At 65.6% G+C, this 15,202-nt stretch carries 9 protein-coding genes and 2 tRNA genes; 9 read left to right on the forward strand and 2 right to left on the reverse strand.

Annotation, left to right across the window (positions count from 1 at the left end):
- Window positions 1-101 precede the first annotated feature (101 nt).
- The 9 genes from STH_RS03020 to STH_RS03060 all read left to right on the forward strand — a co-directional run bounded on the left by STH_RS03020 (window position 102) and on the right by STH_RS03060 (window position 13,638).
- The gene (locus STH_RS03020; RefSeq protein ID WP_011194719.1) at window positions 102-923 is read left to right on the forward strand and encodes a pyruvate, water dikinase regulatory protein; all 822 of its coding nucleotides are present in this window, start codon (window positions 102-104) and stop codon (window positions 921-923) included.
- Window positions 916-3,594, forward strand: a complete 2,679-nt coding sequence (gene ppdK / locus STH_RS03025; protein ID WP_011194720.1) for a pyruvate, phosphate dikinase — start codon at window positions 916-918, stop codon at window positions 3,592-3,594. The genes STH_RS03020 and ppdK overlap by 8 nt, the downstream gene beginning before the upstream one ends.
- A gap of 199 nt (window positions 3,595-3,793) precedes the next feature.
- Window positions 3,794-5,665 carry a DNA primase gene (gene dnaG / locus STH_RS03030; protein ID WP_011194721.1) on the forward strand — a complete coding sequence of 624 codons (1,872 nt, stop codon included), beginning with the start codon at window positions 3,794-3,796 and terminating at the stop codon, window positions 5,663-5,665.
- Window positions 5,666-5,692: 27 nt separating this feature from the next.
- On the forward strand, window positions 5,693-6,859 hold the full coding sequence (gene rpoD / locus STH_RS03035) for an RNA polymerase sigma factor RpoD (protein WP_011194722.1): 1,167 nt from the start codon (window positions 5,693-5,695) through the stop codon (window positions 6,857-6,859).
- A gap of 481 nt (window positions 6,860-7,340) precedes the next feature.
- Window positions 7,341-8,933 carry a malate synthase A gene (aceB, locus tag STH_RS03040; protein WP_173355292.1) on the forward strand — a complete coding sequence of 531 codons (1,593 nt, stop codon included), beginning with the start codon at window positions 7,341-7,343 and terminating at the stop codon, window positions 8,931-8,933.
- 21 nt (window positions 8,934-8,954) lie between these two features.
- Window positions 8,955-10,247 carry an isocitrate lyase gene (aceA, locus tag STH_RS03045; protein WP_011194724.1) on the forward strand — a complete coding sequence of 431 codons (1,293 nt, stop codon included), beginning with the start codon at window positions 8,955-8,957 and terminating at the stop codon, window positions 10,245-10,247.
- A gap of 618 nt (window positions 10,248-10,865) precedes the next feature.
- Entirely contained in the window at window positions 10,866-12,476 is a 1,611-nt protein-coding gene (locus STH_RS03050) for a transposase (protein ID WP_043713086.1), read from the forward strand.
- 922 nt (window positions 12,477-13,398) lie between these two features.
- Window positions 13,399-13,473: transfer RNA gene (locus STH_RS03055), tRNA-Asn, on the forward strand.
- An 89-nt stretch (window positions 13,474-13,562) separates the two neighbouring features.
- Window positions 13,563-13,638: transfer RNA gene (locus STH_RS03060), tRNA-Ile, on the forward strand.
- Window positions 13,639-13,729: 91 nt separating this feature from the next.
- Here STH_RS03060 and STH_RS03065 read toward each other — a convergent pair.
- Entirely contained in the window at window positions 13,730-14,455 is a 726-nt protein-coding gene (locus tag STH_RS03065; RefSeq protein ID WP_011194725.1) for an SDR family NAD(P)-dependent oxidoreductase, read from the reverse strand.
- Window positions 14,358-14,822 (reverse strand): MerR family transcriptional regulator, encoded by a 465-nt coding sequence (locus STH_RS19885; RefSeq protein ID WP_011194726.1) that lies wholly within the window; start codon window positions 14,820-14,822, stop codon window positions 14,358-14,360. The genes STH_RS03065 and STH_RS19885 overlap by 98 nt, the downstream gene beginning before the upstream one ends.
- Between the last annotated feature and the right edge of the window lie 380 nt (window positions 14,823-15,202).

Here is a 15,202-nt window from a genome sequence, read left to right on the forward strand (position 1 = left end):
GGCCCCGGTGCAGGAGTGCCGGGCCGGTGAGCGAACTTTGTAAAACGAAGGTACAAAAGCGGCGTCGGATGTGCACACGGGAACAAGCAGGGAGGGCTCAGATGGTCGCCAAGCCGGTCATCTTCGTGGTCTCGGACTCCGTCGGCGAGACGGCCGACCTGGTCACCCGTGCCGCGCTGTCCCAGTGGGGCCAGCGCAGCGTGGAGATTCGCCGGTTCCCCATGATCGACGACCCGCAGTCCCTTCGGGAGGTGATAGACGCAGCGCGACAGCAGCCCACCCTGATTGTGTACACCATCATCGTCCCTGAGATCCGCAAGGAGCTCCAGCGGCTGGTTGATATGTGGGATATACCCGCTGTGGACATTATGGGGCCCATGCTGGACGGGATCTCCCGACTGCTCGGGGCGCCCGAGAAGCTTGAGCCCGGTCGGATACACCGCCTGGATGATGATTACTTCCGCCGCATCGAGGCCGTGGAGTTCGCGGTGAAGTACGACGACGGCAAGGACCCCCGCGGTTTCCTGCGGGCCGATGCCGTGCTGATCGGCGTATCCCGCTCGTCCAAGACCCCGGTCTCGATGTACCTCGCCCACCGGCGGTACAAGGTGGCGAACCTGCCGCTGGTGCCGGAGGTCAGCCTGCCCAAGGAGCTCTTCCTCGTCCCGCCCCACAAGGTGGTTGGCCTGCGGGTCAGCCCCGAGAAGCTGCATCAGATCCGCGAAGAACGCATCAAGACCATCGGCCTCAGGTCAGACGCGAATTACTCGAGCATGGAAAGAATTCTCCAGGAGTTGGACTACGCCGAGTCGGTCTTCAAGAAGGTCGGATGCGCGGTGATTGATGTGACGAACAAGGCGGTTGAAGAGACGGCGGTCCGGGTCCTGGAAATCATCAACCGAGGGGTGAATTTCGGTGACTAAGAAGTGGGTGTATCTCTTCCACGAGGGTCGGGCCGACATGCGGATGCTGCTGGGCGGCAAGGGCGCCAACCTGGCCGAGATGACCAACATCGGCCTGCCGGTGCCTCCGGGCTTCACGATCACCACCGAAGTCTGCCGGGAGTACCAGAAGACCAAGCAGCTCGATCCCGAGGTGATCGAGCAGGTCAACGCCGCCCTCACCGCCCTGGAGCAGCAGACGGGCAAGAAGTTCGGCGACCCGCGCAACCCCCTGCTGGTTTCGGTCCGGTCCGGTGCGCCGATCTCGATGCCGGGCATGATGGACACCGTCCTCAACCTGGGCCTGAACGACGAGACCGTGGTGGCCATGGCCGAGCTGACCGGCAACGAGCGGTTCGCCTGGGACTCTTACCGGCGCTTCATCCAGATGTTCTCCAACGTCGTGCTGGGCATCGAGCTGCACAACTTCGAGGCCATCCTGGAGGCGCACAAGAAGCGGAACGGGTTCACCCAGGACATCGAGCTGCAGGCCGAGCACTTCAAGGCGATCGTGCCCGAGTACAAGGCCGTCGTCGAAAAGCACACCGGCAAGCCCTTCCCGATGGACCCCCGTGAGCAGCTGATGGCGGCCATCCGGGCCGTGTTCGAGTCGTGGGACAACCCGCGCGCGCAGGTCTACCGGAAGATCAACAAGATCTCCGACGACCTGGGTACGGCCGTCAACGTGCAGGCCATGGCCTTCGGCAACATGGGTGACGACTCGGCGACGGGCGTCTGCTTCACCCGCAACCCGAACTCCGGCGCCAAGGAGTTCTATGGCGAGTACCTGCCCAACGCCCAGGGCGAGGACGTGGTGGCCGGCATCCGCACGCCGTATCCGATCGCCCACCTGAAGGAGACCATGCCCGAGGTCTACCAGCAGTTGTTCGACCTCTGTGAGCTGCTGGAGAGCCACTACAAGGACATGCAGGACATCGAGTTCACCGTGGAGCGGGGCAAGCTCTACATGCTGCAGTGCCGGGCCGGCAAGCGGACGCCCATCGCCTCCATCAAGATCGCCGTCGACCTGGTGAAGGAAGGCAAGATCTCGAAGGAGCAGGCGGTCCTGCGGGTGGATCCGGAGCAGATCAACAACATCCTGCACCCGGCCATCGATCCCAAGGCGAAGCTGGACATCCTGGCCAAGGGCCTGGCCGCCTCGCCCGGCGCCGCCACCGGCATGTGCGTCTTCGACCCCGACCGGGCCGCCAAGCTGGCGGGCGAGGGCCACAAGGTCATCCTGGTGCGCCCCGAGACCTCGCCGGATGACATCCACGGCATGGTCGTCGCCCAGGGCATCCTCACCTCCCGCGGCGGCATGACCTCCCACGCCGCCATCGTCTCCCGCGGCATGGGCAAGCCCTGCGTGGTCGGCTGCGAGGCCATCAAGGTCGACCTGGAGGCGCGGGAGTTCCGCGTGAACGGCCGCGTGGTGAAGGAGGGCGAGGTCATCTCCATCGACGGCGCCACCGGCAACGTGATCTACGGCGAGGTCCCCGTGGTGGATCCCGAACTGTCGCCGGAGTTCCGCACGCTGCTCAGCTGGGCGGACGAGATCCGGACCATGGGCGTGCGGGCCAACGCCGACACCCCGATCGACGCCGCGAAGGCCCGCGAGTTCGGCGCCGAGGGCATCGGCCTCTGCCGCACGGAGCACATGTTTGGCCAGGGCGGCCATCATCCCGAGCGCATGGCCGTGGCCCGCGAGATGATCCTCGCCGAGACCACCGAGGAGCGGATGGTGGCGTTGGAGAAGCTCCAGGAGATGCAGCGGCAGGACTTCTACGAGATCTTCAAGGCCATGAACCCGTTCCCGGTGACGATCCGCCTGCTGGATCCGCCGCTGCATGAGTTCCTGCCCGACGCGGAGGATCTGGCGATTGAGGTCGCCATCATGCGGGAGCGGGGCGAGACGGGGTCTGAGCTGCAGGAGAAGGAGGCCCTGCTGAAGAAGGTCCGGGCGCTGGCCGAGATGAACCCGATGCTGGGCTTCCGCGGCTGCCGCCTCGGCATGATCTACCCCGAGATCTACGAGATGCAGGTGCGGGCGATCTTCGAGGCCGCCGCACAGTGCAACAAGGAAGGCATGGTCGTCGAGCCCGAGATCATGCACCCGCTGGTCAGTATCGTCACCGAGTTCTCCTTCCTGCGCGAGATGACCGACCGGATCGCCCGGGAGGTCATGGAGAAGCACGGCGTCACCTTCAAGTACATGGTCGGCACGATGATCGAGGTGCCGCGGGCGGCCGTCACCGCCGACGAGATCGCCGAGCACGCGCAGTTCTTCTCCTTCGGCACCAACGATCTGACCCAGACCACCTTCGGCTTCTCCCGCGATGACGCCGAGGGCAAGTTCCTGGCCCAGTACGTCGAGCAGAAGGTGCTGCCGGAGAACCCGTTCGTCACCATCGACCGCAAGGGCGTGGGCAAGATGGTGGAGATCGCGTGCGAGCTCGGGCGCAAGGTCCGTCCGGACATCAAGCTGGGCGTCTGCGGCGAACACGGCGGCGATCCGTCGTCCATCGAGTTCTTCCAGAGCTGCGGCCTGACGTACGTCTCCTGCTCGCCGTACCGGGTGCCCGTGGCCCGGCTGGCGGCGGCACAGGCGGCGGCCAGGGCCAAAGGCGAGCGCGCCACGTCCAGCACCGTGTAGCGGCGGTGCACGGGGTCAGGGTCCGCTTCCCGGTGGGGGAGCGGACCCTGACGATCGTGCGGAAGGAATCGCGCCCTCCATTGTCGAAAGGGAGAACGCCCGCCAGACACCCTCGCCGCCGTCCACTTCTTTCCTCCCGGTGGTTCCGAGGGGTTTTCTATTGGGGCGCGACTGTTCCGGCACGATGAGGTGGTGATCGGTGGCCCGGTTCGACCAGGCATTCAAGGACGAGGTGCGCGCCAGGAACGACATCGTCGAAGTGATCTCCGCCTATGTGAAACTGGAGCGCAGGGGCAACCGGTACGTGGGGCTCTGTCCCTTCCACAGCGAGAAGACGCCCTCGTTCCACGTCGTGCCCGACGGGCAGTTCTACTACTGCTTCGGCTGCAAGGCCAGCGGCGACGTGTTCACCTTCCTGATGGAGCGCGAGCACCTTACCTTCTACGAGGCGCTGGTGCAGCTGGCGCAGCGCGCCCGCATCCCCCTGCCGCAGGAGGAGCGGACGCCGGAAGAGGAGCGGGCCTACCGTGAGCGGCGCGACATGTACGCCGCGCTCGACCTGGCGGCTCGTTTCTATCACCACCAGCTCTTCACCCCGGCCGGCAAGCCGGGGCTGGACTATCTCCTGGGCCGTGGGCTGACCGAGGAGACCATCCGCCGCTTCCGGCTCGGGTGGGCCCCGGGTCGCGGAGCGCTCTTCCGGGCACTGCGGGACCGCTTCCCGCCCCAGATCCTCCAGAAGGCGGGGCTGATCGTGCCCCGGCGGGACGGCCCGGGCTTCATGGACGTCTTCTTCGAGCGGGTCATGTTCCCCATCGCCGACCTGTCCGGCCGGGTGATCGGCTTCGGCGGGCGGATCCTCGGCGGCGAGGGCGCCAAGTACAAGAACACGGCGGAAACCCCGCTGTTCGTGAAGCGCCACGTCCTCTTCGGATTGGATCAGGCCAAAGAGGCGATGCGCGCCAGGAATCAGGCGATCCTCGTCGAAGGATACATGGACGTCCTCATGCCCCACCAGGCGGGGATCCAGAACGTGGTGGCGCCGTTGGGCACGGCCCTCACGGACGAACAGGTGCGGATCATCCGCCAGCAGGCCCAGCAGGTCATCGTCGCCTTCGACATGGACACGGCCGGCCAGCTGGCGACGCTGCGCGGCCTGCAGAAGCTCTACGACAGCGGCTGCGACGTGCGGGTGTTGCAGCTTCCCGACGGGAAGGATCCGGACGAGTTCATCCGCACCCATGGTGCACCTGCGTTCGTCGAACGAATCGAACAGGCTCTTCCGCTAATCGAGTTCCGGCTCAGCCTGGCCCTGCCCGCCACCCGCCGGCCGACGCCGGAGGAGATGGCGAAAGCCGTGGAGTCGGTGGCGCAGGTCCTGGCGGACGTGCGCAACGAGGTCGTGCGGGAGGCGTACGTCGACCAGGTGGCGGACCGGCTGGCCGGGGACAACCCGCTGGCCAAGCCCGATCTGAAGCTGGCGATCGATCGCCAGATGAACCGCCTGCTTCGCCGGGGATTCCAGCATAATCTGCCAGATTCCAGGAATAATAGAAGAGGTCCGGGAGCACCTGCCTCGCCCGGACCGACGCGTCCTCGCCCGGACCAGGCCCCGGTCACCCAGGCGGAGGGGGCCCGCCGGGCTGAGCGTGTGCTGCTGTACCTGCTGCTGGAGCACCCGGGGCTGCTCCGCACCGTGGAGGCGGAGCTGGGGGAGGAGCCCTTCTCCGACCCCCACCACCGGCAGATCTACAGGGCGGGGCGCGCACTGCTGGCGGAGGCAGACCCCCTGGCGGGCGGAGGAGTGATCGCCCGCCTGTTCGATCGCCTGTCGGATCCGGAGGCCAGACAGGTCCTCACCGAGATGGCCGTTACACCGATGCTGACCAGCGATCCGGAAAAGGAAGCGGCAGACTGCATCGAGAAGATAAGGAAGCATAGAGATTCGAGGAGACTAGAGGACTTGGAGAACCAGATCAAGGCCGCGGCAGCAGCGAGCCGGAGAGTGGATCCGGCCATATGGAACGAGTACATGGCGCTTGTGCGTAAACTCAAGTCAACCCGATCCTGAGGCGGCTGCGGAAGGGGGGTAGTCATCATGGAGTCCAACGAAGCGAAGATGCAGAACGCCCGCGAACTGGTGAAGCAGCTCATCGCGAAAGGCAAGCGCAAGGGAAGCCTGAGCTACGACGAGGTGGCGGATTCCCTGCAGGAGCTGGAACTGGACGCTGAGCAGATGGAAGCCATCTTCGACACGCTGACGGAGGCGGGCATCAAGCTGCAGGGCGACGAACCCGACGAGGCGGAGGAGCCGGTGGACGGCGACGCCGACGTCGAAGCCCTGGACGTGGTCGAGCCCCCGCCCGTGGACGACGCGGAGCCGGATGACGACGCCGCAGCCGGCGAGGATGACGACCTCTCGGTCCCGGAAGGGATTGCCATCGATGACCCGGTCCGCATGTACCTGAAGGAGATCGGGCGCGTTCCGCTGCTCACGGCCGAGGAAGAGATCATGTACGCCGAGCGCATCGAGAAGGGCGACGAGGAGGCCAAGCGCAAGCTGGCCGAGGCGAACCTTCGGCTGGTCGTCTCCATCGCCAAGCGCTACGTGGGCCGGGGTATGCAGTTCCTCGACCTGATTCAGGAGGGCAATCTCGGCCTGATCAAGGCCGTTGAGAAGTTCGACTACCGCAAGGGCTTCAAGTTCTCCACCTACGCCACGTGGTGGATCCGCCAGGCGATCACCCGCGCGATCGCGGACCAGGCCCGGACCATCCGCATCCCGGTGCACATGGTCGAGACGATCAACAAGCTGATCCGGGTCACCCGCCAGCTGGTGCAGGAGTTGGGGCGGGAGCCGACCCCGGAGGAGATCGCCGCCGTCATGGATATCCCGGTGGAGCGGGTCCGGGAAATCCAGAAGATCGCGCAGGAGCCGGTGTCGCTGGAGACGCCGATCGGCGAGGAGGAGGACTCGCATCTGGGCGACTTCATCGAGGACCAGGATGCCCCCGCCCCGGCCGAAGCGGCCTCGTTCACCCTCCTGAAGGAGCAGCTGGAGGAGGTCCTGGAATCCCTGACCCCCCGGGAGGAGAAGGTGCTGCGCCTGCGGTTCGGCCTGGACGACGGCCGCGCCCGCACGCTGGAGGAGGTCGGCCAGGTCTTCGGCGTGACTCGGGAGCGGATCCGGCAGATCGAGGCCAAGGCTCTGCGCAAGCTGCGCCATCCGAGCCGGTCGAAGAAGCTGAAGGACTATCTCGAGTAACATACTTGCCGTCGGCATTAAGAGCCGGGTCGCACCCGGCTCTTCTTTGTTTTTCCCCTTCCACCTCCAGGGGAGGGTGGGCTGCGCGGATTCCAAGCTTGGCTTCGATCTGGCCCAACTTGCGGTACGTGCGGCTCCGTTGAATGCCGTCGCCGTCCTGTCGAACAGCGAAAGAGCGAAGCTGGTGTGACGGCGCCCGCGAGTCTCATGGCGGTGGGGCAGAAGCGCCGGGCCAGGGCCGTTCGTCGGCCCGGGTCCTCGTTCGCGCCCGACAAGCGCCCGTTTGGTTTGACGGAACTGCCGGGTTCTTGCGATGTACGGTCGCGTTGGGCATGCGAACGGCTGTGCCGGGGTGGGCCAGGGCCCACCGTGCATCTGGCGGTCGAATTGCGCCCTCTTGTCGCCGATTCGGGGACTGCAACAAGTCACCTTATTATACTACCACCATGATAAAACTGGCTGAAAGGCGGTGGATTTCCGGATGCTCACCCTGGAGGGCGTTTCGATTCGGGGCGCACTGGGCGAGCGTTACGACGAGGTGCTCACCCCCGAAGCGCTGGAGTTCCTGGTTCAGCTGCACCGCCGGTTTGCAGCCAGGCGCAGGGAGCTGCTCCGGCTGCGCGCTGAGCGGCAGGAGCGGCTGGACCAGGGCGAGTGGCCCGACTTCCTCCCGGAGACCCGGCACATCCGGGAGGCGGAGTGGCAGGTGGCGCCCTACCCGCCCGACCTCGCGGACCGGCGGGTGGAGATCACCGGGCCCGTGGACCGCAAGATGATGATCAACGCCCTGAACTCCGGCGCCCGGGTGTTCATGGCCGACTTCGAGGACGCCAACACCCCCACGTGGGCCAACATCGTCGAGGGGCAGATCAACCTGATCGATGCCGTGAAGGGCACCATCACCTATACCAGCCCCGACGGCCGGGTCTACAGGCTGAAGGAGAAGGTGGCGACGCTCTTCGTGCGGCCCAGGGGCTGGCACCTGCCCGAACGGCACATCGTGATCGACGGCGAGCCGGCCTCGGGCAGCCTGGTCGACTTCGGGCTCTACTTCTTCCACAACGCCCGGCGGCTGATCGAGAAGGGCAGCGGGCCGTACTTCTACCTGCCGAAGCTGGAGAGCCACCTGGAGGCCCGTCTCTGGAACGACGTGTTCTGCTTCGCCCAGGACTACCTGGGCATCCCCCGCGGCACCATCAAGGCGACCGTGCTGATCGAGACGATCCTCGCCGCCTTCGAGATGGACGAGATCCTGTGGGAGCTCAGGGAGCACTCGGTGGGGCTCAACGCCGGACGCTGGGACTATATCTTCAGCTGCATCAAGAAGTTCCGGAACCGGCCCGAGGTCCGCTTCCCCGACCGCAGCGCCGTGACGATGACCGTCCCGTTCATGCGGGCCTACACCGAGCTGTTGGTGAAAACCTGCCACCGGCGGGGCACCTTCGCCATGGGCGGCATGGCGGCGTTCATCCCCAGCCGGAAGGACCCGCGGATCAACGCCGTCGCCCTGGAGAAGGTGCGGCAGGACAAGGAGCGGGAGGCCGGCGACGGATTCGACGGCACGTGGGTGGCCCACCCCGACCTGGTACCCGTCGCGACCGCCGTGTTTGACGAGGTGCTGGGCGAGAGGCCGAACCAGATCGACCGGCAGCGTTACGATGTGGAAGTTGGTGCTCGCGATCTCCTGAACTTTGCTGCGACGCCGGGCGCCATTACCGAGGAAGGGCTGCGGCTCAACATCAACGTGGGGATCCAGTATATCGAGTCGTGGCTCCGGGGTGTGGGGGCCGCGGCGATCCACAACCTGATGGAGGATGCCGCCACCGCCGAGATTTCCCGCTCGCAGGTGTGGCAGTGGGTGCGCCACGGGGCGACCCTGCAGGACGGGCGGCGGGTGACCCCGGAACTGGTCCGGGAACTGATCGAGGAGGAGATGGAGCGAATCCACCGCCAGGTGGGGTCCCGGGCCTTCACGTGCGGGCGCTTCCAGGCCGCCCGGAAGCTGTTTGAGCAAGTGGCCTTGTCCGAGGAGTTTCCGGAGTTCCTGACGCTGCCCGGATACGACCTGATCTAGACTTGCGGGGAGGTATAGGAGATGCGAGACAAGGTTCGCCAGCAGGCGGCAGAACTGGAGCGGGAGTGGAGGACGAACCCGCGGTGGGCGGGGGTGGAGCGGCCGTACTCGGCGGAGGACGTGGTGCGCCTGCGCGGATCGTTCCAGGTGGAGTACACCCTGGCCCGGCGGGCCGCCGAGAAGCTCTGGCACCTCCTGCACACGGAGCCGTACGTCCCCGCCCTGGGGGCGCTCACCGGTAACCAGGCGGTCCAGATGGTCAAGGCGGGCCTGAAGGCCATCTACCTCTCCGGCTGGCAGGTGGCGGCCGACGCCAACCTGGCGGGGCAGATGTACCCGGACCAGTCGCTGTATCCCGCCAACTCCGTGCCCGCGGTGGTCCAGCGCATCAACAACGCGCTGCGCCGGGCCGACCAGATCGCCTGGTCCGAAGGCAGGGACGACATCGACTGGATGGTCCCGATAGTGGCTGACGCCGAGGCCGGCTTCGGCGGGCCGCTCAACGCCTTTGAGCTGATGAAGGCGATGATCGAGGCCGGGGCGGCCGCCGTCCACTTCGAGGACCAGCTGGCCTCCGAGAAGAAGTGCGGTCACATGGGCGGCAAGGTGCTGGTTCCCACCAGCCAGCACATCCGGACCCTGATCGCCGCCCGGTTGGCGGCGGATGTCATGGGCGTGCCGACCCTCATCGTCGCCCGGACGGACTCCCTGGGCGCCAACCTGCTCACCAGCGACATCGACCCGCGGGACCGGGAGTTCATCACCGGCGAGCGGACGCCGGAGGGATTCTACAAGGTCCGCAACGGCATCGAGGCGGCCATCGCCCGGGGGCTGGCCTATGCTCCGTACGCCGACCTGATCTGGTGCGAGACCGCTACCCCGGACCTGGACGAGGCGCGGCAGTTCGCCGAGGCCATCCTCTCCCGGTACCCCAACAAGCTGCTGGCCTACAACTGCTCGCCCTCGTTCAACTGGAAGCGCCACCTGGACGACGACACGATCGCCCGGTTCCAGCGGGAGCTGGGAGCGATGGGGTACAAGTTCCAGTTCATCACCCTGGCGGGTTTCCACTCGCTCAACGCCTCGATGTTCGAACTGGCCAGGGGCTACGCCCGGGAGGGCATGACGGCCTACGTGAGGCTGCAGGAGAAGGAGTTTGCGCTGGAGCGGGAGGGTTACACCGCCACCCGGCACCAGCGGGAGGTGGGCACCGGCTACTTCGACGAGGTCGCGCAGGTGATCTCGGGCGGCGCCTCCTCGACCCTCGCGATGCGGGGCTCGACGGAGGAGCAGCAGTTCAACGTGGCCGACTAAAGCTGCGCAAGCCAGCCGTTCACGCCCGGATCCGGCGGGGGCTGCGTGCTGCGGTTGTGGGTTCCCTGTCCCGGCGGCGGGGTGTCACAGGCGCTCGATCGGGCGCCGTGCCCTCGCCGCCGGGGCTTTCGTGCTGGTGACGGCCGCGGGAGGTCCGGCGGTGGGGCGGTGGTTGGCCGTGGGGGAGTCCGTTTCACTTGGTCGGCGGGTCGTCGTTGGCACAGAAGTGCACTTTCCGAGGCGCCTTGTGCCACAAGGGATGCGGGGATTGCGGTGCCGGAAGCGCTCGTGGCCCAAGGGATTGCGGAAAGTGCACACTCGTTTCACTGACGGGGCGCTGGCGGAGGAAGGTCGGCAGGTGGGGCGGTGGTTGCCGTGGGGGAGTCCGTCTCACGCGGTCGGCTGGTCGTCGTTGACACAGAAGTGCACTTTCGGAGGCGCCTTGTGCCACAAGGGATGCGGGGATTGCGGTGCCGGAAACGCTTGTGGCCCTAGCTCAAGTTTCGCGTGAATAACCCGCACTCCGTACAATGGAAACCCATTGAAAAAGCATCAGTCTGAACCAATGATACATGGTGGGATTTGCCCCTCTTAAACCACCATGTGGAGGTTCGACTGATGCAGTCTCATGGTACGACGCCCGAAGTCACTGCGCAAGCCATCAAATGCACCACCCGGCATGGTTTTCTTGTCGCTCTTGGTTGGGTAGCGCAAAGGCTGAACCTGGTTGACGTGTTGAACCGGCACCTGCGGATCAATCAGAAGACCTACACCCATACGCCGGTCGACAAGGTAGTCGAGGCGTTGGTTGCCATTCTCGGCAACTGCCGCTACATGAAGGACCTGAACTTCGATCCCGAGCCGCTGGTCGCCGACCCTGCCGTAGCTCAAGCCTGGGGGCAGGAACGCTTTGCTCACTTCTCCACCGTCTGTGCGACCTTCAGCAAACTAACGGAGGAAAACGTTCAACAACTTTCCGATGCACTGGCGGAGATCCAGGCTCCCCTGCTTCAGCAGGAGGTTGCGGCGGTGGCTGGCCCAGACCGGTCCGGAATGGTCATCGTGGACATCGACCTCACCGGCCAGAAGGTCCGGGGAGAGACCAGGCAGTACACCGGTACCGACTTTGGCTACATCCAGGGGCAACTGGCCCGCGGCTATCAGATCGCAGCCGCCTTCCTCACTGGAAAGCAGCAGCGCTTTGCCATCGACGGCCTTCTCAAGTCCGGTAAGGCCAACAGCCGCTCTGGCGCCTGCCTGCTCGAACTGATCCCCAGGGTGGAAGCCCGGATCGGCCGCCCCCTGCGGCGGGTGGAATGGGTTGAAGCATGCCTGGCTCAGCAGAAGGTGCGGGTCCGGCAGTTGCATCAGGCATTACAGACGGTATCGGGCAAGGGCAGCGCCCGGCGGAAACAGAAACTGCAGTCCGAGTTACAGGAGACGGTCCAGGTCATCCGTGAACTGAACCATCGGCTCCGGCAGTACAGGCAGGACAATCAGACGAACCCGGCTCCCCTCCGGATCGTGCTGCGAGCCGACAGCGCCTTTGGCACGCCGGAGGTGATCCAGCGGCTGCTGGAGCTGGGATACGAGTTCACCATCAAGTCCTACTCCGGAAGCAATCCCGCCTACAAGCGCCTCTTCGACGCCGTGCCGGCGGAGGGCTGGGTTGAAGTCGAGAAGAACCGGTTTGCCTCCGAAGCCGTTGCTGTGCCTGGCCCAACGCTGCTCGCACCGTATCCGGTGCGGCTTGTCGCCATGCGCCGCTGGAATACGGATGGCCGGGAAGTCCGCAGCGTGATCCTGACCACGCTCCAAACCGAGGCGCTAACCATGACAGAGGTCGTGAAACTCTACCACGGACGCCAGACCATCGAAGCCGGATTCCAGGAGTGGAAGGGAACGTTTCACTTTGGTGCACCCCGGCTGCGCAAGTACGAGGCCAACGCCGCCTTTACGCAGCTCGTCCTGTTTGCCTTCAACCTGGTGCGTTGGGCCTGGCGCTATCTGAGCACCTCCTCGTCCAAACTGGCCGAGGCCAAGAGTCGACTCCTGGTACGGGTAGCGGCCCGGTGCCGGGCAACCATACGGTGTATTGGTGACACGCTGCGGCTGGTGTTCAGCCGGGGTACTCCCCTGGCTGGAGCGGAGATTACCCTGAACCGGGCCGTTTCTTACCAATGCACTTTTTCAACACCACGAATGTCGAGTTGTTCGCGTGAAACTTGAGCTAGGGGTTGCGGAAAGTGCACACTCGTTTCACTGACGGGGCGGTGGCGGAGGAAGGTCGGCAGGTGGGGCGGTGGTTGCCGTGGGGGAGTCCGTCTCACTCGATCGGCTGGTCGTCGTTGACACAGAAGTGCACTTTCCGAGGCGCCGTGTGCCACAAGGGATGCGGGGATTGCGGTGCCGGAAGCGCTCGTGGCCCAAGGGGTTGCGGAAAGTGCACATTCGTTTCACTGACGGGGCGCTGGCGGAGGAAGGTCGGCCGGTGGGGCGGTGGTTGCCGTGGGGGAGGGTGCCTCACTCGGTCGGCTGTCCGTCGTTGACACAGAAGTGCACTTTCGGAGGCGCCTTGTGCCACAAGGGATGCGGGGATTGCGGTGCCGGAAGCGCTCGTGGCCCAAGGGGTTGCGGAAAGTGCACACTCGTTTCACTGATGGGGCGGTGGCGGAGGAAGGTCGGCAGGTGGGTCGGTGGTTGCCGTGGGGGAGTCCGTCTCACGCGGTCGGCTGGTCGTCGTTGACACAGAAGTGCACTTTCGGAGGCGCCTTGTGCCACAAGGGATGCGGGGATTGCGGTGCTGGAGACGCTTGTGGCCCAAGGGGTTGCGAAAAGTGCACATTCGTTTCACCGGTCGGCGCGGGCGACGGGTGAGCCCTGGACAAGGCGGTGGCGACATGGCGACGAGCGACCAGCGGGGCGTGACAGGTGGCCGGGTGCCGCGATATCCGAGAAACGATTGTGCGGGTCATGGGAATCGCATCCTGGTTCCGGCGAGGCTACGGGAACCCGAGTCGGTTTCTGCGGGTCGATGGAACCCGTGTTGGCAGACTTCGGGATCGCGATGTGGTGGGGATTGGTTTGACAAAAGGCATAAAGTTCTTGTTGACTTTACCGCGGTATCAGGGTAAAATACGAACGTGTTCATTCCGGCGTAGCTCAGCGGTAGAGCGTCCGGCTGTTAACCGGAGGGTCGTAGGTTCGAATCCTACCGCCGGAGCCAGGTATGTGCAGGCGGGAAACCGCCTGTTTTTGCATGTCCGCCGGGGCGATCTTGTGAAACGCCTCCCCGTCGCGTAAAATGCTCTATGCGGGCCCTTAGCTCAGCGGTCAGAGCTGCCGGCTCATAACCGGTTGGTCGTAGGTTCGAATCCTACAGGGCCCACCAGAGGAATCCAGGGGGAGAGGGCGTGGCCCGGAGACTGTTTCAGCAGTCCCCGGGCCACGTCGCGCCTCCGGGCAGGATGGAGCCGTACTGGTCAGGCGAGACTCAGGCCGCCGTCCACGCCGATCACCTGGCCGGTCAGCCAGTGCGAACCGGGCGCGGCGAGGGCGACGATCCAGGCTGCCACATCGTCGGGTTCGCCCCGGCGGCCAAGGGGGATCTGCCTCTTCTCCGCTTCTTTGATGGACGCCACCACATCTTCCGGCAGCCCTGATCTCGACAAGATGGGCGTTTCCGTCGGCCCGGGGGCGACGGCGTTGACGCGGATCCCGTAGGGCGCCAGTTCCAGGGCCCAGCAACGGGTGAGGTGATCGAGCGCCGCCTTGCTCGCCGCGTAGTGGGCAACGTTGGCGGCCGCCTTGTGCCCGTAGGTGCTGGAGACGTTGATGATCGCTCCGCGGCTCTCCTTGAGCCACGGGAGCGCTTCCCTGACGAGGTTGATGGGGCCGAAGACGTTGGTGGCGAAGAGCTGGGCGGCGGTTTCCGCGCCGACCTTCTCGAACGGACCGGAGGCGAACATTCCTGCGTTGTTCACCACGACGTCGATCCGGCCCCAGAGCTTTGCGGCTTCCTCGACAACACGCCGGGCGTCCGATGCGACGGTCACATCGGCCGTGACGCCCCGGATGCCCGGCGCAGCGGCCTCGGTCTCCCGCAGCGGCTCAGGACGCCTCCCTGTGATGAGCACCTTCGCACCCCGGCGTGCGCAGGCGAGCGCCGTGGCGCGCCCGATGCCGGTGCCGCCTCCGGTCACGATCACGACAAGCCCTTGAAGCTCCTGGTTCCCTCTCCTTGCCGGCGCGTTGGACACGCTGGCGGCGACGTCCGAGGCGCTCATGCGGTCTCATCCCCTTCCCCGCGATCCTGACGGCGATGCGTGAGCTGATCTTTTCGAGCTGCAGGATGCGGTTGCGAATTTCATTCAGCTTGTCACGGTACATGTTGCGGGCCACCTCACACAGCTGGTGGCCGTGAACCGGATCGCCCAGGCAGTGGGCAATCTGTTGGATCTCCTTCACGGTGAACCCGACCTCGAGGAGTGCACTGATCTCCTGCACCCGCCTCACGGCGCTTTCGTCGAACTCCCGGTAGCCGTTCTCGAGGCGTTGGGCGCCCAGAAGGCCCATGTTGTCGTACTAGCGCAAGGACCGGATGCTCACGCCGGTCCGCCTGGCCAGCTCGCCGATACGCATCTCATTTGAACCTCCCGGGGGGTATTGTAAACCCTGACATGGGTGTCAGGGTCAAGGGGGATCTGCAAAACCCGAGGGGATCTGCACAACGCGGCGACGCCGCCGCCGGACGGGGGATGCCGTTACACCACGCACGGGACGCCCGCACCGCCGGCAGAGTCCGGCAGTCGACCCGGGTGAACCTGCTGAGTCGCGGACTCGCGGGATCCAGGACGTCTGGCACACGGATCTCGGCGGGGAGGGAACTGGCGTCCGGCGGTAGAACGTTTCAGAGCAGAGCCAACTGGCGCGGAACAGCCGCCGCCGGATCGGCG

Source organism: Symbiobacterium thermophilum IAM 14863, from assembly GCF_000009905.1.
Lineage (GTDB): Bacteria > Bacillota > Sulfobacillia > Symbiobacteriales > Symbiobacteriaceae > Symbiobacterium > Symbiobacterium thermophilum.